The 19,276-nt window shown below is 38.2% G+C and carries 20 protein-coding genes and 1 tRNA gene; 10 read left to right on the top strand and 11 right to left on the bottom strand.

What is annotated here, in order from left to right:
- Positions 1-7: 7 nt before the first annotated feature.
- The 3 genes from nusA to FERPE_RS04595 form a co-directional block, all read right to left on the bottom strand.
- Positions 8-1,042 carry a transcription termination factor NusA gene (gene nusA, locus FERPE_RS04605; protein WP_014451488.1) on the bottom strand — a complete coding sequence of 345 codons (1,035 nt, stop codon included), beginning with the start codon at positions 1,040-1,042 and terminating at the stop codon, positions 8-10.
- 35 nt (positions 1,043-1,077) lie between these two features.
- Entirely contained in the window at positions 1,078-1,539 is a 462-nt protein-coding gene (locus FERPE_RS04600) for a ribosome maturation factor RimP (RefSeq protein WP_014451487.1), read from the bottom strand.
- A 96-nt stretch (positions 1,540-1,635) separates the two neighbouring features.
- Positions 1,636-1,726, bottom strand: a tRNA-Ser gene (locus FERPE_RS04595).
- Positions 1,727-1,945: 219 nt separating this feature from the next.
- Between FERPE_RS04595 and FERPE_RS04590 the strand changes: the two genes are divergently transcribed.
- The 6 genes from FERPE_RS04590 (at position 1,946) to FERPE_RS04565 (ending at position 8,410) form a co-directional block, all read left to right on the top strand.
- The gene (locus FERPE_RS04590) at positions 1,946-3,196 is read left to right on the top strand and encodes an HD-GYP domain-containing protein (RefSeq protein WP_014451486.1); all 1,251 of its coding nucleotides are present in this window, start codon (positions 1,946-1,948) and stop codon (positions 3,194-3,196) included.
- A gap of 32 nt (positions 3,197-3,228) precedes the next feature.
- Positions 3,229-3,609: a CoA-binding protein gene (locus FERPE_RS04585; protein WP_014451485.1), complete on the top strand. Its 381-nt coding sequence runs from the start codon at positions 3,229-3,231 to the stop codon at positions 3,607-3,609.
- A 54-nt stretch (positions 3,610-3,663) separates the two neighbouring features.
- Positions 3,664-4,605, top strand: a complete 942-nt coding sequence (locus FERPE_RS04580; RefSeq protein ID WP_014451484.1) for a CBS domain-containing protein — start codon at positions 3,664-3,666, stop codon at positions 4,603-4,605.
- Positions 4,606-4,732: 127 nt separating this feature from the next.
- Positions 4,733-5,398, top strand: coding sequence for a hypothetical protein (locus FERPE_RS04575; protein ID WP_014451483.1), 666 nt, complete (start codon positions 4,733-4,735; stop codon positions 5,396-5,398).
- Between the two features lie 75 nt (positions 5,399-5,473).
- The gene (locus tag FERPE_RS04570) at positions 5,474-7,705 is read left to right on the top strand and encodes an LPP20 family lipoprotein (protein ID WP_014451482.1); all 2,232 of its coding nucleotides are present in this window, start codon (positions 5,474-5,476) and stop codon (positions 7,703-7,705) included.
- A 48-nt stretch (positions 7,706-7,753) separates the two neighbouring features.
- Positions 7,754-8,410, top strand: a complete 657-nt coding sequence (locus FERPE_RS04565) for a hypothetical protein (protein WP_014451481.1) — start codon at positions 7,754-7,756, stop codon at positions 8,408-8,410.
- 72 nt (positions 8,411-8,482) lie between these two features.
- Here the strand turns inward: FERPE_RS04565 and lepB are convergent, their stop codons facing one another.
- From lepB to ffh, 8 genes are read right to left on the bottom strand one after another with little or no spacing between them, the layout of a single operon-like run.
- Positions 8,483-9,385 carry a signal peptidase I gene (gene lepB, locus FERPE_RS04560; RefSeq protein ID WP_014451480.1) on the bottom strand — a complete coding sequence of 301 codons (903 nt, stop codon included), beginning with the start codon at positions 9,383-9,385 and terminating at the stop codon, positions 8,483-8,485.
- Position 9,386: 1 nt separating this feature from the next.
- Entirely contained in the window at positions 9,387-9,734 is a 348-nt protein-coding gene (gene rplS / locus FERPE_RS04555) for a 50S ribosomal protein L19 (protein ID WP_014451479.1), read from the bottom strand.
- Between the two features lie 24 nt (positions 9,735-9,758).
- Positions 9,759-10,343 carry an RNA methyltransferase gene (locus FERPE_RS04550; RefSeq protein WP_014451478.1) on the bottom strand — a complete coding sequence of 195 codons (585 nt, stop codon included), beginning with the start codon at positions 10,341-10,343 and terminating at the stop codon, positions 9,759-9,761.
- Positions 10,333-11,073, bottom strand: a complete 741-nt coding sequence (gene trmD / locus FERPE_RS04545; protein ID WP_014451477.1) for a tRNA (guanosine(37)-N1)-methyltransferase TrmD — start codon at positions 11,071-11,073, stop codon at positions 10,333-10,335. Before trmD ends, FERPE_RS04550 begins: the two co-directional genes overlap by 11 nt.
- Positions 11,070-11,603 carry a ribosome maturation factor RimM gene (gene rimM, locus FERPE_RS04540; protein WP_014451476.1) on the bottom strand — a complete coding sequence of 178 codons (534 nt, stop codon included), beginning with the start codon at positions 11,601-11,603 and terminating at the stop codon, positions 11,070-11,072. The genes trmD and rimM overlap by 4 nt, the downstream gene beginning before the upstream one ends.
- Positions 11,600-11,824 (bottom strand): KH domain-containing protein, encoded by a 225-nt coding sequence (locus FERPE_RS04535; protein WP_014451475.1) that lies wholly within the window; start codon positions 11,822-11,824, stop codon positions 11,600-11,602. The genes rimM and FERPE_RS04535 overlap by 4 nt, the downstream gene beginning before the upstream one ends.
- A gap of 2 nt (positions 11,825-11,826) precedes the next feature.
- The gene (gene rpsP / locus FERPE_RS04530) at positions 11,827-12,102 is read right to left on the bottom strand and encodes a 30S ribosomal protein S16 (RefSeq protein ID WP_014451474.1); all 276 of its coding nucleotides are present in this window, start codon (positions 12,100-12,102) and stop codon (positions 11,827-11,829) included.
- 52 nt (positions 12,103-12,154) lie between these two features.
- A complete protein-coding gene (gene ffh, locus FERPE_RS04525) occupies positions 12,155-13,459 on the bottom strand; it encodes a signal recognition particle protein (protein ID WP_014451473.1) in 1,305 nt (434 codons plus the stop codon).
- Between the two features lie 300 nt (positions 13,460-13,759).
- Here ffh and FERPE_RS04520 point away from each other — a divergent pair, with 300 nt between their 5' ends.
- From FERPE_RS04520 to FERPE_RS04505, 4 genes are all read left to right on the top strand, one after another.
- Positions 13,760-15,082, top strand: coding sequence for an MFS transporter (locus FERPE_RS04520; RefSeq protein ID WP_014451472.1), 1,323 nt, complete (start codon positions 13,760-13,762; stop codon positions 15,080-15,082).
- A gap of 118 nt (positions 15,083-15,200) precedes the next feature.
- Positions 15,201-15,620, top strand: coding sequence for an FKBP-type peptidyl-prolyl cis-trans isomerase (locus FERPE_RS04515; protein WP_014451471.1), 420 nt, complete (start codon positions 15,201-15,203; stop codon positions 15,618-15,620).
- 34 nt (positions 15,621-15,654) lie between these two features.
- On the top strand, positions 15,655-17,046 hold the full coding sequence (gene pelF / locus FERPE_RS04510) for a GT4 family glycosyltransferase PelF (protein WP_014451470.1): 1,392 nt from the start codon (positions 15,655-15,657) through the stop codon (positions 17,044-17,046).
- A complete protein-coding gene (locus tag FERPE_RS04505) occupies positions 17,039-19,264 on the top strand; it encodes a DUF2194 domain-containing protein (protein ID WP_014451469.1) in 2,226 nt (741 codons plus the stop codon). Before pelF ends, FERPE_RS04505 begins: the two co-directional genes overlap by 8 nt.
- Positions 19,265-19,276 lie beyond the last annotated feature (12 nt).

The following is a 19,276-nucleotide window of genomic DNA, read 5'->3' as shown; positions in this document are numbered from 1 at the left end:
GCAGAGTTTACGCGTTCATAACAGGTTTAATATCTATCTTCCAACCTGTTAACTTCGCTGCTAATCTTGCGTTTTGTCCAGCTTTTCCTATCGCAAGCGAAAGTTGATTTGGAGCGACAAGAACTCTTGAGGCCTTTGACTCATAGTCCAAAATTTCGACATCAATAACCGAAGCAGGTAAGAGCGCATTAGCTATCAATTCCTTCGGGTCATCTGACCATTTTATAATATCTATTTTTTCCATTTTGACTTCACGTAACACCGCTGCTATTCTTGAACCTTCGTGACCTATACAAGCACCGACAGGGTCAACTTTTGGATCCTTTGAGGTAACAGCTACCTTTGTCCTAACCCCAGGTTCTCTTACAACTTTGACAATTTCTACTATTCCCTGCTCAATTTCTGGGACTTCAAGTTTCAGAAGTCCCACCACAAACTCTGGGTCTGTTCGGGATACTATAATTTTTGGACCTTTTTTGTCCTTTTTGACTTCCCTTACGTAAACTTTTATCAAATCGGATTGTTCGAATTCTTCACCTGGAATCCATTCTTTCTTTGGAAGGTGTGTTTCAAGCTTTCCAATTCTTATGTCCAACCATTCAGGAGTAACCTTAAGGACCTCAGCAACAACCACCCTTCCAACAAGTTCTGAATACCTTTCGTATTGTTTTTCTTTTTCTATTTCCCTTATCTTTTGGATAAGAACTTGCTTGGCTACCTGAACTGCAAACCTTCCAAGCTTCTTTATATTCATCTTCTTTTTAATAATGTCCCCAACGACTGCGTCTGGCTTTATCTTCAATGCTTCCTCAAGGGAAATCTGAAGATTTTCGTTTTCTACCTTTTCTACAACTTCGAGTAGTTGATAAGCCTCTATTTCTCCTGAGAGCCTGTTTATGACAATTTCGACATTCCTTTCACCTGTTTTGTTCTTATATGCACTCATAATAGCCTTTTCAAGAATGCTTATTGATTCGTCAATAGATATACCCTTTTCTTTTTCTAACTCCCTAAGCGCTTCCAACAACATTGGACTGTTCATGCTTTACCAACCTCCTATGCCAATTTTTTTAATTTTTAAAACATATCTACTTCCAGGTTTGCAGACTTGATATCATTATAGTTGATAATGACTTCCTTACCCTCAACTTCTAGGACTATTGTTCCGTTTTCCAGATTGACGCCTCTTATATACCCCTTTAAAGTTTTATTTGTCTTTACCTTTGCAAGGCTTCCTTCAAATCTTTTGAAATCTTCGATACTTCGAAGGGGTCTATCAAGTCCCGGAGAAGATACTTCCAAGTAATACCTACCAGGTATCAGGTCATTTGAATCAAGCTTTTTCTCTATTTCGTATGAAACAAGTTCACAATCTTTTGTACTAACATAATCATTTAATTTGTCTATAACAATTGTGAGTACCCATCTGCCGGATTGCATCTTATACTTTACGTCGAAAAGTATTAGTCCGAATCCTTCAACAATTGGTTTTGCTATCTCAGATACCCTTTTTTCTATTTCCTTAGGACTCAAACTCATTTTTTCACCTCCTGATAAGCTTACATTAAGATAACCGAAAAACCGGGACTAACGTCCCGGTTTTGATGAATTCTTTCAAGACTACCTAACACTTTCTGGCGGAGAGGGTGGGATTTGAACCCACGGGTGGTTTGTGGCCACCGCACGCTCTCCAGGCGTGTGCCTTAGACCCCTCGGCCACCTCTCCTGGGAAGCTCCGAATCCTTACCAAGCTTACAAAGTCCTACGTAATTATACCATAGCTCGATTAAAAATCAAGAGTTTTCATTCGTGGCGATCCGATGAAAGAAGTTATTACCAAGTGACAATACTTTTGTAGCCATGTTTTTTCAAGGTAAACTTTATCAAAAAAAACACATTAATTAGGCTTACGTTGTGTTATAATAAATACCAGAGGTGAAGAGAATTGGTTGATATACTTTTGAAAACGATAATGTTTGTTCCGAAATTTGGTGTACATTCTCTGCAAGTTGGCTTTATTGCATCAAAAATAGGTAAGCAATTGGGGCTTGATGAATTGGAATTGTTTTATTGTGGTGTTCTCCATGACCTTGGGGTTTTGACATCGCATAAGGGTGTTTTACTAGATGACATTAACAACGAATTTCTTATTAAAGAGGATATCCCCACGTTTGAAGCCCCTACTAAGGATCACACACTAATCTCTGCGTTTGTGGTCTCAAAGATATCGTTTCTTTCCAAAAGGTTTCCAAATTTATCTGCAAGTATACTACTCCACCACGCCTTACCACATTATCTGAACGAAAGTTCAACAAGAGATATCGCAGCTAATGTGGTATCAATCAGTGAAGAAATATCTAAATATGTACTTGTGAACGACGAAGAGATGACCTATGACGATTTTATTGTCCCTTTATCCGCAATAAAAAACAGATTCTTTGATTTTGTATACGACGCTGCACTGAGTGTTTTGAAACAAGAATACACAAGGTGGATGCTTTACGATATTAAGGCCGGTTTTAATAGGGAAAAGCTTATACAAGACTACTACATACAAGAGGCTATGAGTTTTGAAGAAATTGTTGAAATGGGAGCGGTTTTGTCTTACATAATTGACTCAAAGAGCGAATTTACACGAGCGCATAGTTGGCGAGTAGCTAACTTGGCGGGAGCTATCGCAAAGGAAATCTTGCTTAAGGAAGAAGAATTCTTCCTTGCTGGTCTGTTCCACGATATAGGAAAAATAACAACTCCGATAAGTATTCTTGAAAAGAAAGGAAAGTTGACAACTTCTGAGATGGATATAATGAAAAAGCATGTTTACTATAGCTATCTCATACTTTTAAACCACCAAAATGAACCGTGGTTTTGGCCTGCTGTTAGGCATCAGGAACGAGTTGATGGAAGTGGTTATCCTTGGGGACTAAAAAGGTCTGAAATGACATTTAAGGATAAGATTCTGCAGGTTGCCGATTACTTTGTGGCAGTGTTAGAACCAAGACCTTATCGAGGTCCTAACACCCCTGAAAAGGCTTTGGAAGAAGTACAACGTGCAGTTTCTAACGGGGTCCTTGACCCTGGACCTGTAAGCATCTTGAAAGAGCTTGTTTACGGTGGATTCAATTTTGAAAGTATTGATTTTATGTCATCTATCCTGAAAGACATAAGTGATTTTGAAAAAAGTTTAACAGAGTAAGGCAGGTATAAAAGAAGGGTGGGATTTTCGGTATGAGTATTAATTTAAGGGAAATCAAAAGAATAGCCATTATTGGTGCAACAACAAATCCTCAAAAGTTTGGAAATATTGTTCTAAAGGACTTAAAAAAGAAAGGTTTTGATGTTCTGCCGGTTAGTCCGAAATACGATTTTATCGAAGGGATCAGAACATACAAAAGTGTTGATGAACTACCAAATGATGTTGATTTGATAGTTTTTGTTGTCCCGCCAGAAGTGGGGATTGAGGAGCTTAAAAAGGCTTACAACCGTGGATTTCGTAAATTCTGGTTCCAGCCAGGTGCAGAGTCAAAAGAGATAATTGAATTCTCAAAAAACTTATCAGATGCAGATTTTTCTTTTATCAAATGCATCATGGTACAGACAAACTGGTGAAAGCTTTGGGATGTTTACATTTTGGATTTCAAATACTCGAAGAGGTGACGTAATTTGACTTCCGAGATTTTAGAAAAGGTTCAGAAGGTTTTTGCTAATATAAGTGTAAAAGAATTCATGACCAAAGATGTAATTTACGTAAAGCCAGACAGAACGGTTGCACAGGTAAAGGAAATACTTCGGCTGAAAAGAATTTCAGGAGTTCCTGTTGTAGATGATAACAATATTGTAGTTGGTATAATAAGCATAGAGGACATCATCAAATGCCTTGAAAATGGTACACTTAACGAAAGTGTGAACGAACACATGACTAAAAATGTGGTTTGCTTAAGTGAAGATGCTACGTTGCAAGATGTCATTAAGCATTTTGAAAGATATCGATACGGCAGATTTCCGGTTGTTGATGCTCAGGGGAAGCTTGTTGGTATTGTTACAAAAAACGATATCCTTGCCGCAGTCGCTACCAGACTTGGTTTGCTTTATCTGCATGATGAGAGACGAAGAGAAATACTTGATCAAGATGTTTTGAGTAGGTCTTTGGTCACTGGTGAGGAAATTGACAAAAAAGGGGCAGATTTTTATTTCAAAATCGACTACTTCGATGTTAATTTAGCTGGTATAGGTGCAGCTCAATTGAAAAAGTTTTTGATAAGTAAAGGCATACCAGAAAAAGATGTAAGGAGAATTGCAGTAGCTACTTACGAAGCTGAAACAAATGTGGTTATACATAGCGGGAGCGAAGGTGAAATATTCTGTTTCTTAGCTCCAGATAGGATTATCGTTAGAGTGGAAGATAGGGGAAAGGGTATCGAAAACATTGAATTGGCAATGAAAGAAGGTTATTCAACGGCACCAGATTATGTGAGAGAGTTGGGGTTCGGTGCTGGAATGGGTTTGCCTAACATGAAAAGATTCTCTGATAAAATGGTTGTGCTCTCGGAGAAAGGAAAAGGCGTAGTCGTCGAAATGGTTTTTTATTTGAGTACGAGTTCTTAGGGACTTCAAAAATGCTCTGAACGATTTTTAGAAACTAGCTTGTCTAAATAATAGAGAAGTGTTGTAAGTTAAGTTTGTTTTGATTATCTGAGTCATACGATACTACAAAAACTCGGGAGGTGTAATTATGGATAACACATTAACGTGGGTTTTGGTTGGGGTTCTTGTTGCAACAGTTGTTGTTGGTGGGATTTTCCTTCTCATGCCAAAGGATAAGTACATCGAAGTCGATGGCGTAAAAGTGTGGAAGATTCCAAACGATGCGGAGATTATTTTTGTTGACCAGTCAAAGGCATCAAGTGTGAAGACTCTTGTTCAAAAAGGACAACTGATAGCATTTGAAGGCGAGGCACAAGGTTTGGGAACAACACAGGACAGAGAAAAGGCAAAGATAAGGGCTTATCAAAAAATTGCAGAATTTTTGAATGCAAAGGTTACAACATTTGCGCAACTAGTAGAAGGTCAGCTCCAAAATGTGCAGGTATCCGGCAGTAAGAAACAAGAGGTAGTGAGTGCATCAGTGGATGCATACAAAAGAGTAACGGAATTGTTTGCTGAAGGAAGAGTGTCAGGTGCCTACGAATTTGCAGCGTGGAAGGTTAGGAGAGACAACCTGGTTTACACATACGTGCTACTAGTGTACGACCCAGCTCAGATTTTGAAATTGATAGAGATTGATGCTTTGGTGCAGCAGAAAGTAGACGAGCTTGGAAAACAAGGGGTTAATTTCTTTGAGAACTTGAATGCAGTCTTACAAGAAGCAACTAAAGGAACACCGATGGAAAGGAAATAATAAGGTGAGTTGCGATGCCCCCTGCTATAAAGCAGGGGGTTGTTTTATAGGAGTTTTTAAAGAGGAGGTATTCGTATGGATTCGACAACAATGTTGATAATTTCGGCTTTGTTGATAGGTATCCTAGTTGGAGGTTTTTTTCTCTTAATACCCGAACTTGAAGTAAATCAACCTGATACATCGTCTGCTGTTAAGACTATGGAGGACATAAATAAAACAATAAGCACAGCTACGAGTCCCGGCACTGCCCAAGAGCAAGTTCAGCCACCTCAAGCAACACAGCCATCACAATCTTCTCAGTCTTCGTCACAACCTCAACAATCTCAGCAATCGGTTCAAATATCACTACTACAGCCTCCAGCACAGCTTTCAAGTGCATATATTGAAGCCTTTGGTGAAGGTTACGGGAAAACAGAATTAGAAGCGGAAGAGATAGCCAAAAACTATGGACTCCAAAAGCTGATTGAACAACTATACGTGGAGGTAAAATCTTCCGCTGTATTAGAAGAAAAGCTTGCAACGATAATTCAGGATGGGAAAGTAAAGGAAAGATTCGAAAGTCAATATGAAAGGACAATTCAAACGAAGTCAGAAATGGAATTACTGGGGGTTTCTTACAGAACTACAGAGAGGAAGAAAGTTGGAGACCAGTATTATGTAAAAGTCCAAGTATATATAGAGGCTGAAAAGGCAAAACAGCAATTAGAGGCGTTTCTTGCTATAAAACTTGCTAAGTCGCTGCTTGACTCTAAGATGATATTTTCCGCAAAGGCTATTGCTGATAAATACGAACCTCTTTTGTTAGCAAATACTTTTCCTTCAAAGACTGCAGAAGAACTGATTCAAATTGTAAATGATATCAAAAAGAGATACGATAGGATTCAAAACCTCATCGCTAGCATAAACTCTGCACGAGTTACTGACAAGAAAAGTGCACTAGAAGTGGCTAACTATTTGAACGAATTGTTTTCAATGGTTAATGACTTACCGCCTGGTTCCGTGGATGTTGACAAACTTAGACCGTTTTTGAATGACGTGAAAATATCGATTAAAGGACCTCAGGATGTACTACTTGGAGAACAAGTCAAACTTGAGATCTTTGTAGAACCCTCTCAGGTAAAATCGTTGTGGGTTTTCGGGGAACAGGTTGAAACTCAAGATTTGCTAACACTTAGTGAAGGGACTGCTGTGTTATCAGTTATTGTTAAATCCAACACATCCAGAGTAACAGTTTCACTTGCAGGTGTGGTAAATGCTACGTGGACTCCAGGCAGTGTTAGGGTTAACCCTGAGATATTGAAAACGGTCTACAAAACAGATGCGGAGTTAAAGATTTTAGCCGGTGGGACTGCTAAGATAATATCGGACCAAAAGTTAATGCGTGAGAATGCTTTGAAGGATGCTTTGGTAAAAACTATAAAAAAAGCTGCGTCTGATTTACTTATTGGTAGTGAGAGGGAACTGTTGGACATTCCATTAGATGAATACATTCTCACCAAAGTTATTGGAGCCATCGACTACGAAATATCGGCAACGGGAGAATACGCAGGTTTATATTATGTCCTCGTGAGTTCAAAGATTAAGAAATATGATTTTGAGAATTATATTAAAGAAGCTTTGAAAAATGCCCCTGTCGGCTTTGCATTGGTTCTAACCGAAGGGGATAAATTAGGATACGTCGAACCTGCGATAATTGATGGATTACTGTCTTCTGGTATTAAGCTCGTGTCTAAAGACTTCTCAAGGAAAATACTGGATGTACAGGCAAAGAGTAATCTGCCACCAAACGTGCTAGCAAAAGTAACAGCGTTGAGTGCAGCAAGGTACTTGATTTACGTGATTGTTAACAGTGCAACAACGTACTTGCCCGATTACAAAGTTTATTCTGTCAGAACTTTGATTACAACACATATTATTGACACTATAACTGGTAACATACTTGATACTGTAAGATTTGAGGAAGTTAACACAGGAGCAACTGAGCAAGCGGCTTTGTCTAAGACAACATCTGGTCAAAAGTTCAAAGAGTACGTAAATGCTATCGCAAATTCTCTTAGATTCGAAAACACACAAGTCTTTGCTGTTTACAAATACACATTTGTGCTTGAAAGAGCAATCTACGGCTCAATTTTGCTTGATTACCTAAACGCGAAGTATGATAAAGTTAGAGTTGTTGAAAAGACCGATACAAAATTGATAGTTGAAGTAGAAAACGTTCCTATGGCTGATATGGAAAAATTCCTTTCCACAGTTGATGCTCTGAAAATTAAGAAGATATCGGATTTTAATTATCAAGTGACTAAGTAAAATTAATAAAGTAATTAATAAAGTTTCCTCTCAGGGAGGTGTGCTCGTGTGATATTTGAAAACAACTGGGTTTTATGGACTGTAGTAATAGTATCGGCATTATTGGGAACGTTTTTTCTTTTTATGCAACTTCAACAAGATCAATATCAATGGATAACTGCTGACGGATATAAGATTCAAAGTATTCCCAAAGATGCTACTATTGTCTTTGTGAACAATAGTATGGAAAAAAGGGTTGGTGAGTTATACAAAGCGGGAAGATTAATCGCCTTTGTGGGCCAAAGCATAGGTGCAGGCATTGACACGGTAAGTGCAAGAGAGAAGGCAAAGATTAATGCATACAAAGAACTTGCTGAATATTTCAATATTAGAGTGCAAACTTTTGCAGCACTTGTTGAAGGTCAATTACAAAGTATTTCGAATTCAAAAGCACAAGAGGTTAAAAGCATCGCTCTTGAAGTTTATAAGAGAGTAACGCAGATGTTCTCTGAAGCTCAAATTTCCGGTGCTTATGTGTACGCAATATGGGAAGAAAGAGTGGGGTCACTCATTTATACTAATGTATTGCTTGTATTTGATCCGGAAGGTGTTATCGAAGCTCTTAAAGCAAATAAAGAGATAAATAAGCAGATAGAAGAACTTGGAAAATCAGGAGTAGATTTCTTCAAAGCACTTAATTCAATAATCGAGGAAGCGAAGAAATAATCAAGTACAAAGGCAAAAAATAAAAAAGCGGGATGGTTTGTATTCCACCCCGCTTTTTTGGTTTATGCATATTTACTTTTTTATCTTTACTAACGGTTGGATGGGACCAAAAGCTTTGAAAGGCCACACTCTTAAAATAGGTCTGCCAACAACGCATTCTTTTGGAACGAAACCGAAATATCTGCTGTCTAAACTTTGAGAAGCATTATCTCCCATAAAGAAATAGAAACCATCAGGAATTTTTACATATACCTGTCCGTTTTCTTCCCATACATAGTCCGAAAGTTTTATGCCATTCGGTTGCAGATACCGGTCTACAAAAACCGTGTAATCTATACCATAGGGTACGGGATCAAGTCCACCTAAGATACTAAAGACAATATTGGCTAGCTCTGTTCCTTCTTTAGACGCGAGTTCAAAAAGAAAATTTTTGTATTGGGTTTTATCGTTCTTATACTTACTCGCTTCAGCTAGGTATTCCCACAGCTTCGGATATCTAAAAACACCCTCTCTAGTGTAATTAACATCTTTCAAATGCTCGGGTATCTGGCCGTTGACGAATAGCTTCCAGTTTCCGTCCACTTCTTTCAAGGTTATTACGTCTCCTTCTTTAGCGACCAATCGTTTCACATACTTTACCGAGCCTTTGAACTGTTTCGGTGTGAATAAATCCATGAATTTATCAAATGCTCTAAGCATTTGCTGAGCGCGTTCATCCGGGAACGGAGTATAAAAGACAACAATTTCGCCAACTTCTGGTTCACGCGCAGAATACGTTATCTTTTCAACAAAAAGACGGTCCCCCACGTTTATCGTGGGGACCATTGATGGAGTGGGAACAAGCATTGTTTCAAATACGAAGACTCTTATGATTGTCGCAGCAACGATAGCGTATAAGAGTGTTATGACTATCTCTTTTGCTAAATTCTTCCCTTTATTCAGTTTGCTGTTCTCAGATTTTTTCTTTGAGGACATTTTATTTTCTCTCCTTAATCTTCACCTTACCCTTGACATTTCTGAGATAATAAAGTTTTGCCCTTCTTACACGACCTTTTCTGAGAACCTCTATTTTTTCGATGGTTGGAGCGTAAAGTGGGAAAATTCTTTCGACTCCGATACCACCTGCAGCGATTCTCCTGACCGTAAATGTTTTGCTGATACCAGAACCTCTGATGGCAATAACTATACCTTCGTAAGCCTGAACTCTTTCCTTGTCTCCTTCTTTAACTTTGACATGAACTCTTACTGTATCGCCAGGTCTGAATTCTGGAACTTCTTTCAGTTGACTTTTCTCGATGATTCTAACAAGGTTGTCCATGCTCATATGTATAACCTCCTTTTCAAATTCTTATTTTTCCGTTTTTTCTAGAACAGCCTCTCCGATTAATCTATCTAAGATTATCGCAACAGCTGCTCTGACTGATAAGTGGTTAAAATCACTTTTACCACGGATAGGTTCTAGGGAATAATCGCACATATCTTCTAATTCCTTAGGCATTCCCCATCCTGTTCCAAAGAGCAACAAGATAGGTCTTTGCTCATTTAGTACAATTTTCCTGCCCTCTTCATACGTTATAGTGTTTGGTCTGACCTTTGCCGAAGTAAACATCATTATGGGTTTTTGACCTTCGTTTCTTTCTATATCTTCTATCACATCTTCAACATATGATTTGAGCTCGACTATAGACAATGCATCCGAACGGTTGGGATTGTAAGTTTTCCCGAATCCGTCAGTCCAATAGCCAAGGACCTTTTTTACTATATCTTGCTGAGCAGGAAGATGTGTCACGACGTAGTATTTTTTTATGTTGTACGTCCTTGAACTACGAGCTATGTCGTGGATGTCAAGGTTCGTAACTGCGGTTGTTATAATCCTACCATCCCTACCAAGGACAGGATAGTGAATTAGAGCTGTATATATTTTATCGAGCATCCCTTATCAGCTCCCTGAAAAGGCTTATTAAAGCCTTCTTGTCCAACTCATCGAAATCGTGTTTCATAAATATATCCGGTCTTTTTAGCATCGTCTTTTTCAGTGATTCTTTCCGTCTCCAAAGTTCGATTTCTTCGTGGTTACCACTTATCAAAACTTCAGGAACAGACATACCGTCTATTTCCCTTGGCCTTGTGTAATGTGGATGGTCCAACAAATTGTTGTAGAAAGAGTCGTTCTTAACAGATTCTTCTTCTACAACACCCGGAACAAATCTTGAAACTGCATCGACAATAACCATTGCGGGGAGTTCTCCACCTGTGAGTACATAATCACCTATTGAAATCTCGTCGTCCACGAATTTCATAACACGTTCGTCGATTCCCTCGTATCTTCCGCAGACGATTACAATCTGTTCTTTGTTGGCGAGTTCCATAGCAACTTTGTTGTCGAGTCTTCTACCTTGAGGAGAAGTGAGAATAACATAAGCTTTCCCATAGTTGCTTTGAAAGAACTCAAAGAAACGAAAGAAGGGCTCAGGTTTCATAACCATACCTGGACCGCCACCGTATGGATAGTCATCCACTACCTTGTGCTTGTCTGTTGTAAAGTCGCGCAGGTTGAATATATCGATGTGTAAAAGACCATTTTCAACTGCTTGGGCAATTACCCCGTATTCTCGTATGACTTTTACAAAATCTGGAAATATGGTGACGATACCTATCCTCACTCTAACCACTCCGGCATCTTCACATGGATTTTCTTTGCCTCTTTATCTATTTTTGTAACATACCTTTCGATAACTGGTATAAGGACCTCTTCTTTACCTTTCTTTACTACTATTACATCGTTGCTTCCTGTTTCTATAACATCTTCCACGATGCCAACAGAGTTCCCGTTTTCATCTATGACCTCGCAATCAAAGAGTTCGAAAAAGTAGTATTCGCCCTCTTTCGATTTTGGGAAGAACGACTTATCAACATACAGCACGAAACCTTTGAGTTTTTCCGCCTCGGATATGGTATTAACACCAGCTATGTGGACTATGAAATAGTCATGAGCTTTTCTGCTTGTTTCAATGCGTATATAAGCAAATTTTTTTTGAGACTCGTTGTAAGCAACGACTTCCGTGAGTTTTGAAACAAGCTCTGGCATGTTTGTGAAAAGGTGTAGTTTTAGGTCGCCTTTCAGCCCATGGGTGTTACTCAATACACCAAGGGCCACCTTGTCTTTCAGTAACTCTTCAACTCTTTTCATCATCTTATCACCTTCAGGATGAAGTCAGAATCATCGGCCATAGCAGACAGCAAAATTTTGATTGATTTAATAGTTCTCCCATCCTTGCCGATAATCTGACCCACATCCTCTGGATGCACAGAAATATCGAAAACCTTTTTTCCGTCCTCTGTGTATTCAACGACTACTACATCATCTGGATGTTTAGCGATCGATTTGAGGACGTACTCAAGAAAATCCTTCACACTTATGCCTCCTTCTTGGCTTTGGCAGCTTCAAGTTTTTCGTAGAGGCCTAATTTACCAAGCAGTTTAGAAACAGTCTCGCTTGGTTGAGCGCCTTTGAGCATCCATTCAACAGCTCTGTCGATATCAACTTTAACTTCGTAAGGTTCTTTAAGTGGGTTGTAGTAACCAAGACTTTCAATGTAAGCTCCATCTCTCTTTTTCCTCTGGTCAACGACAACGATTCTGTAGAATGGTTGTTTCTTCTTCCCCATGCGTGTAAGTCTAATCCTTACCACCAACAACACCTCCTAAGCTTCCTTTGTGATGAGATTTATTGAATTGTATCTCTTAAAACTTCAAACCTCGAAGACCAAATGGTAATTTTCCCTTTTTCATCATTTTCATTAATTTTTTCATTTCTTCGTATGACTTCAGTAGTTTGTTTATATCCTGAACAGTAGTTCCACTTCCCATTGCTATCCTTTTCTTCCTACTTGCATTCAAAATAGCTGGATTGTCCCTTTCTTCTGGTGTCATTGAATTGATTATCGCCTCAATTTTTTTAAGTTCTTTCTCACTGGTGTTTAGGTCAATATCCGGGGTTCCAGGTAACGCTTCGAGAATTTTTTCAATCCCTAGCTTCTTTATCTCTTTTATCTGTTCCCTGAAGTCTTCAAGCGTGAACTCGGCTCTCATAAATTTTTCACCCATTTTTTTCATCTTTTCTTGGTCAAGTTCACGCTCAACTTTTTCAATCAAAGAAAGCACATCGCCCAGACCAAGGATACGATTCGCTATTCTGTCCGGATAAAATTCATCGAAATCGTCGATTTTTTCACCAACGCCGACAAACTTGACGGGTTTACCTGTAATGTACCTGATAGTAAGAATCACTCCGCCGCGTGAATCACCATCTAATTTTGTAATGACGAAACCTGTTATATTTAGTCTTTCATTGAAAACCTTGGCTGAATTTACAGCATCTTGTCCAGCCATAGCATCAACAGTTAAAAGTATTTCATCAGGGTTTACCATTTCTTTTATCTTTTCGAGTTCTTCCATCATTTCATCATCTATGTGCAAACGTCCGGCTGTATCAAGGATAACTACATCATATCCGCTATCTTTGACAGTCTTTATAGCTTCTTCGACTATTTTCAGTGCGTTTTTCCTGTCTCCGGTAATGACAGGGACACCGATCTTCTTTCCTAACGTTTCAAGTTGGTCAATTGCCGCTGGTCTGTAAGTATCTGCTGCCACTAAAATTGGGTGCTTTCCTTGTTTTTTTAGGTAGTTAGCAATCTTTGCAGCACTTGTTGTTTTTCCCGTACCTTGCAAACCTACCATCATAACGTAAGAAGGATGATGGACAAGCCTGAATGGTTCTTTTTCACCAAGCAGTTTTATTAATTCATCCCTGACAATCTTGATAAACATCTGGTCCGGTGTCAGTGATTTTAAAACTTCTTCACCAAGTGCGCGTTTTTTTACATTCTCAACGAACTCTTTGACAACTTTGTAATTAACGTCAGCAGCAAGAAGCGATGTTTTCACGATTTGTATCGCTTCTTCTATATTTTTTTCAGTAATTTTGCCTTTCCCGGATAGCAACTTAAAAGCGTTTGATAGCTTATCTCTTAAACCTTCAAACATAAAATCACCCCACCACACTCGTACAAAAAATATAATACAGACTCGAGCAAAAAAATCAATTAACTAGACAATACTAAAGTAACATAAAAGGAAATTTTATATGAATTTTAGGTATCAAACAATGTGTGGGTTTACTTAACACACATAATTTTTGTTACAAAAAAGAAATATAAATTGCTCAGGGTGCAGTGATATAATTTGGAATGTACGCTGTTTATCGTACTTTATATTTGCCCTGTTAAGTAATAAATTCGAAGCATTTTTCGAAGGTTTATTATAACATCTAACGGGGGGAATTTTTTGATTTGGCTTGTTAATACTTACACATTCCTTGTAGGTTTGTCCAGAGCATTTTACACCGCTCTTTTTAACTTATACTTAAAGGAAAACCAAATTACTAACCAAGTTATTGGAACCGCCACTTCCTATTACTCTTGGGGACTTGCCTTTGGTGGTTTACTCTTTGCAAGCTTATCTGATAGAATTGGAAGAAAGAAGACTATCCTTCTTACAATGCCCATCTATACTTTATTTGGGCTGTTACGTCTTCTGAATGTTGGCGTAGTAGGATGGTTGTATGCTGTTTCGTTCCTTTTCGGTTTTTTTGATACCTCTGTTATCATGCCAACTATAACTGTAATAGAACATTCTGATGAAAAAAAGAGACTGAGGAATTCAAATATAAACTTTGCGATAGTTCTTCTAACAGGTGTAATCGGTTACTTTGGTGCGGGGGTGCTAGGAAAGTCGCTAGGAATTTTCCCCACGCTTGTTTTGTCAATGATATTAGCTTTTGTCTCTATTGTTCCAGTTTTTGCGTTTCCGAACGTTAAGGTCAGTAAGAAAAGAAGAAAGAAACAAAGTCTTATACTAACTCAAAGAACAATGCTCGTCTACTATTTGCTTTCTGGTGCTTTGGTAAGTCTTGCAGCTGGTGTCTTTATAAACTTTGGAAACGTCATATTTTACGATTTGTTCAAGTTCTCAACTTTAGCAATTACGACAGTTCTTGCTGTATCCCAGTTATCAACTGCTGCAACATCGTTGTTTTCCCACAAACTAACGCTTAAATATGGGTATAAATTAACTTTGTTCTTAATATATCTCGGTGTTACCCTGCTTATATTTATGATGCCCGTATTCATGCTAAACCCTTTTGTTTTTAGCATGGCTTACGTACTCAGGTATGTGCTAATAAACATTTCAACACCAATGTACATGGTTTTCTGTTTGTCTTACCTTCCAAAAGCGAGTTTAGCAACCTATTCAGGACTTAGTTACTTTCTTAATAACGTCATGAGAGCTTCCTCGGCACAACTTTTCGCAAGTCTGTCGAAAAACGGGGTAACAGATTATGACAAACTCTTCTTTGTATCAGGTTTCTTCTACTTAGCTAACACTCTGATAACTTTACTTGCTTTTTATTTAATGTATAAACTCTCTGAAAAAGAAACTACATCTAGCAAGGAGTTAAAGAAAGAAGAGCATGTAAAAGAAGGAAGGACATATCAAAGGAGATATTATTTCACTTATAGGCGTTCTAAAAAGGCCAAGAGTACAAAAATTAGTGTGCATTTCCATAACACACGATTGTCAAGAGGCAGGTTTAATTCAGGCAAGTAAATCAAAATAATGACAAATATTTTTTACTCATATGATTTGAGCATGGGTTTTCTTTTTTTCAATTTTGTGATATAATAAATATAGTTTTTCTTAATTTTTTAGAAGGATGTGATTATTCATGGGTATTAAAAGTGGTGACAAGGTGAAGGTCCATTACACAGGTATGTTTGAAGACGGCCAAGTTTTCGACAGTTCTTATGGCAGGCAACCGCTTGAATTTGTCGTAGGTGCTGGACAAGTTATTCCAGGCTTCGAAGAAGAAATTCTGGGATTAGAAGTTGGAGCTAAGAAGAGATTTACAGTGCCTTATGAAAAAGCTTACGGACCCGCAAGAGATGATTTGAAATTCTCGGTTCAGAAAAACGTTTTACCCGAGGATGTTAATGTTGGAGATTTGCTTGAAGTTCATCAACCAGATGGTAATGTTTTTGTTGTCCGTGTCGAAGAACTTGGTGATGAAGTTGCAATTCTTGATGCTAATCATCCTTTAGCTGGTAAGAATCTTGTCTTTGAAGTTGAAATCTTAGAAATTTCTTAGGCTCTCTCGATTAAGAGTTTATTATGATGGCTTTATGCGGGTATGCATCTTAGTTGAAGGAACCTATCCCTACATAACTGGAGGAGTTTCCTCTTGGATACAGATGCTGATTGAAAATATGCCTGATATTGAGTTTGACGTTGTCCACTTGGCTCCATGGAAGTGGACACGTTCTTTTGGTTATAAACCACCAAAGAATCTGAAATATATATACGAATACCTTCTCTTTTCAAGCGACTTCTCGAAAACAAATATCGCTTTTGATGAAAGGGAATTGGTAAGATACGTCAGACAACTGATAGAACTAAAAGAAGAAAGAGCAAAGTATTTTGCGAACATTCTAAGGGTAACTGCAGGCAAGCACATTGATTACTTGTTACTTAGCCGAACTTTTTGGGACTTTTTGAACGACATATACATTAGGTACTTTCAAGAAGAAGGTTTTCCTGGCTTTTACTGGACTGTCATAGGTTTCATAGTCCCCATTCTTGGTGCAATCCAAGCCTTGCCTCCGAAAGCGGATATCTACCATTCTACTACAACAGGTTACGCCGTGTTAAGCGCTCTCACTGGAAAGTATTACCACGGTGGGAAATTGATAGTCACTGAACACGGTATATATCACAGAGAAAGGGAAATAGAAATTACGAAATCAAAGAGTATACCAGAAGTGTATAAAAAACCTTGGATAGAAATTTTTAAACTTATCAGTGCGACCGCTTATGCAGAGTGTGATGCCTTGACCACCCTCTTTGAAAAAAATCAAATCTTTCAATTCGAACTAGGGGCTGATTTTAGAAAGATGCGTGTTATACCAAACGGTATAGACATTAAAAAATTCTCAACTATAAGGAAAGTTGAACATGATACGTTTAATGTAGCGATGGTTGGAAGGGTGGTTCCAATAAAGGATGTGGTAACTGGCATAAAAGCATTTGATGCGTTAGTCAAAGAAGTTCCAAATTCGCGACTATACATTATTGGACCAACTGATGAAGATGAAGAGTATTATCAAAGGTGTGTAAATCTTGTTGAACTCTTAGGTTTAAGCGGAAAAGTTATCTTTACGGGGAAAGCCAATGTAATCGACTACTACGGAATGATGGATGTGTTATTGATAAGCAGTATATCAGAGGGTCAGCCGTTGGTCCAGCTAGAGGCTATGGCTGCGGGATTACCTGTTGTTGTTACAAATGTCGGTAACTGCCCTGAGATTGCACTTGATCCAGATGGACAATCAGGTTTTGTAGTGGAACCAAAAGATTATGTTGCTATGGCGGAAAAGCTAATTATTTTAGCTAAAGATAAAGCTCTTCGTGAGACTTTCGCTCAAAACGGCAGACGTGTGGTAAGTCAAAAGTATACGTTAGAACGTATGATAAACTCTTACCGTCAACTCTATGAGGAGGTTTTAAGTAATGCTTAAAGTTTTTAGAAAATGGCTTTTTACTATCAGCTTGATTTTTCTGATAATAATAGAGTTTTCCAACATAGAGGGGAAAGCTTTGCTACTTTACAAAGGTTCTGAACAAGGCTATGGTTACAATATTTTAATGAAATACTTTGCACCGGTCTTGAAAGAACTAATAGAAAGCTACGATGTTATCGATGTAGAAGGTGTTGATTTTCCTAACATGGACCTTCAGCAGTACAATTTGATAATAACATGCTATTACAGTCCTCAGATGAGGGAGGCAAAAAAGTACCTTGAAAAACTCACACATTTTTTGATAAATGGTGGGAAAATTCTAATTGTAAACAACTTGGGTGCAAGTATCGATACGTCAGGTTCAAATCATCCTGGGCTCGCTGAAATTAACTCAGTCTACAACCTTTTAGGTATTTCATACACCTTCAGTTGGAGAAAGGCAAAACCACTTTACGTAGATATAAACAGCGAATATGTAGCTGCGGGAAGTTTAAAGTTCGAAAATTTACGTGATGTAGAGCAATTTAAAATTATAAGCCCATATGCAGAGAGTTTGATTAAAATAAAGACAGAGGATGGAAATACATATGACATGGCTATCCTGAGCAACCTTGGAGGGTTAATCAGCTACAGTTACCTTTTCGACGACGAAGGAAAGGTCACGCTCAATTTATACTTAATAATATCAAAACTTCTTTTCGGTGATAGCGATACTTTTAGGTTTTTAGTAGTCGGGGAGGATAACCTAGATTTAAGGAAAGCTTTCGATTATACTCTTTTAAGCTACGATTGGAAAAGTGCTGTGGTCCCGGTTTTATCGATTTACGACGTAGTAATTCTTGTCAACGGTGTTTTTCCTGTTTCAGACCCCAGGTTATTGGAGTATACTACAAATGGTGGAACTATGGTTGTAATTGGTAGAGGAGATGTTCAAAAATATATACCAGATTTGATAGTTGATAATAATGTTTTTCCAGTGCCAAAAGATTACAAATTTCCCTTTTCAAAATCTATTTCCGTAAAAATGCCTCCGAATGGTGCAATAAATCTTGTAACTTCCTCATCACAAGACAGCCTTGTGTGGAAAATTAACCTTGGACTGGGCCAGGTCATATTCTATCCACTTGATTTGTTGAAGAAAGAATATCGAGGTTTACTCATCCAAGTTATCTTGTCACAACTTCCAATATCAATTCAACCAATAGTAAATAGTTGGTCAATGTTCATTGACGATTTTCCATTGCCAGCTTACAACAGAAAGTTGGATATAATCACAAGGGAGTTTGGGGATATAACGGACAATGAATTTTACTACAATGTATGGTGGCCAGCGATGAAGCAATTATCTAAAGAGTTCGGTATAAAATATACGACATTCTTTGTTGCCAACTACAATGCATCAGTTACTTGGCCTTTTAGCTTCCAAGAGTACACAAACACACCTCAACAATTGCTCGCTCTAAAAGAATTACTTAATAGTAATTTCGAAATAGGTATACACGGCTACAATCATATTCCCTTAACGGCTGACCGGTGGTCAGCAGAACAGCTAGATTTGGTTTTATCTATTTTCAAGATATTCTTGAGGAACACACTTGGTGAAAGTTATATTCCTTATACTTACGTGGCGCCTGATAACATAATAGACTTGTTCGGGGTAGAAAAGTTGTTGAAGTCCTTCCCGAGTATAAAGGTCATAGGGACAACCTACAGAGGAGCAAACACACTTTCAGAGTTTGAGATATTGTTTGATAAGGTAGTTGTAGTACCAAGAACTACGTATGGATATTATCCGGAAGACAAACTCATTGCCAATTCCGTATTAGCACTCATGTCACTTGGTACCTATCAGTATTTCTTACACCCAGATGACCTGTTCTCAAAAGATAGGAATCCTGAGGCCAAAACATGGAAAGAGATGTACGAGAGTCTGAGAAACTTCCTTGCTACTATGAGGCAGTATTATCCTTTTCTTAGAAATCACTTGGCATCTGAAAGTGGAGATGCTATATACACTTTCTTTAAAGAACGCCCAATTATAAAAAAAGAATCAGGCAGCATTTCTGTCTTGCTACCTATTGGATATCACCTTCCAAGATACTATTATGTGCGAGTTTCGGGACCCTTTACACTTTACGGTGGGAAAATTGTGTATTCTTATGGAAATTTAGTAATTGTTGAACAAACAGAAAATAAGATGGAAATACGAAAATAGGAGGTTTTATTT

Source organism: Fervidobacterium pennivorans DSM 9078 (genome assembly GCF_000235405.2).
Taxonomy (GTDB): Bacteria; Thermotogota; Thermotogae; order Thermotogales; family Fervidobacteriaceae; genus Fervidobacterium; species Fervidobacterium pennivorans.
This window is presented reverse-complemented; position numbering and strand designations above follow the sequence as displayed.

Coding starts and splice junctions, on each gene's coding strand:
- nusA (WP_014451488.1), bottom strand. CDS start 1,042: ATGAACAGTCCAATGTTGTTGGAAGCGCTTAGGGAGTTAGAAAAAGAA.
- FERPE_RS04600 (WP_014451487.1), bottom strand. CDS start 1,539: ATGAGTTTGAGTCCTAAGGAAATAGAAAAAAGGGTATCTGAGATAGCA.
- FERPE_RS04585 (WP_014451485.1), top strand. CDS start 3,229: ATGAGTATTAATTTAAGGGAAATCAAAAGAATAGCCATTATTGGTGCA.
- FERPE_RS04575 (WP_014451483.1), top strand. CDS start 4,733: ATGGATAACACATTAACGTGGGTTTTGGTTGGGGTTCTTGTTGCAACA.
- FERPE_RS04570 (WP_014451482.1), top strand. CDS start 5,474: ATGGATTCGACAACAATGTTGATAATTTCGGCTTTGTTGATAGGTATC.
- lepB (WP_014451480.1), bottom strand. CDS start 9,385: ATGTCCTCAAAGAAAAAATCTGAGAACAGCAAACTGAATAAAGGGAAG.
- rplS (WP_014451479.1), bottom strand. CDS start 9,734: ATGAGCATGGACAACCTTGTTAGAATCATCGAGAAAAGTCAACTGAAA.
- FERPE_RS04550 (WP_014451478.1), bottom strand. CDS start 10,343: ATGCTCGATAAAATATATACAGCTCTAATTCACTATCCTGTCCTTGGT.
- rimM (WP_014451476.1), bottom strand. CDS start 11,603: ATGATGAAAAGAGTTGAAGAGTTACTGAAAGACAAGGTGGCCCTTGGT.
- ffh (WP_014451473.1), bottom strand. CDS start 13,459: ATGTTTGAAGGTTTAAGAGATAAGCTATCAAACGCTTTTAAGTTGCTA.
- FERPE_RS04515 (WP_014451471.1), top strand. CDS start 15,201: ATGGGTATTAAAAGTGGTGACAAGGTGAAGGTCCATTACACAGGTATG.
- pelF (WP_014451470.1), top strand. CDS start 15,655: ATGCGGGTATGCATCTTAGTTGAAGGAACCTATCCCTACATAACTGGA.
- FERPE_RS04505 (WP_014451469.1), top strand. CDS start 17,039: ATGCTTAAAGTTTTTAGAAAATGGCTTTTTACTATCAGCTTGATTTTT.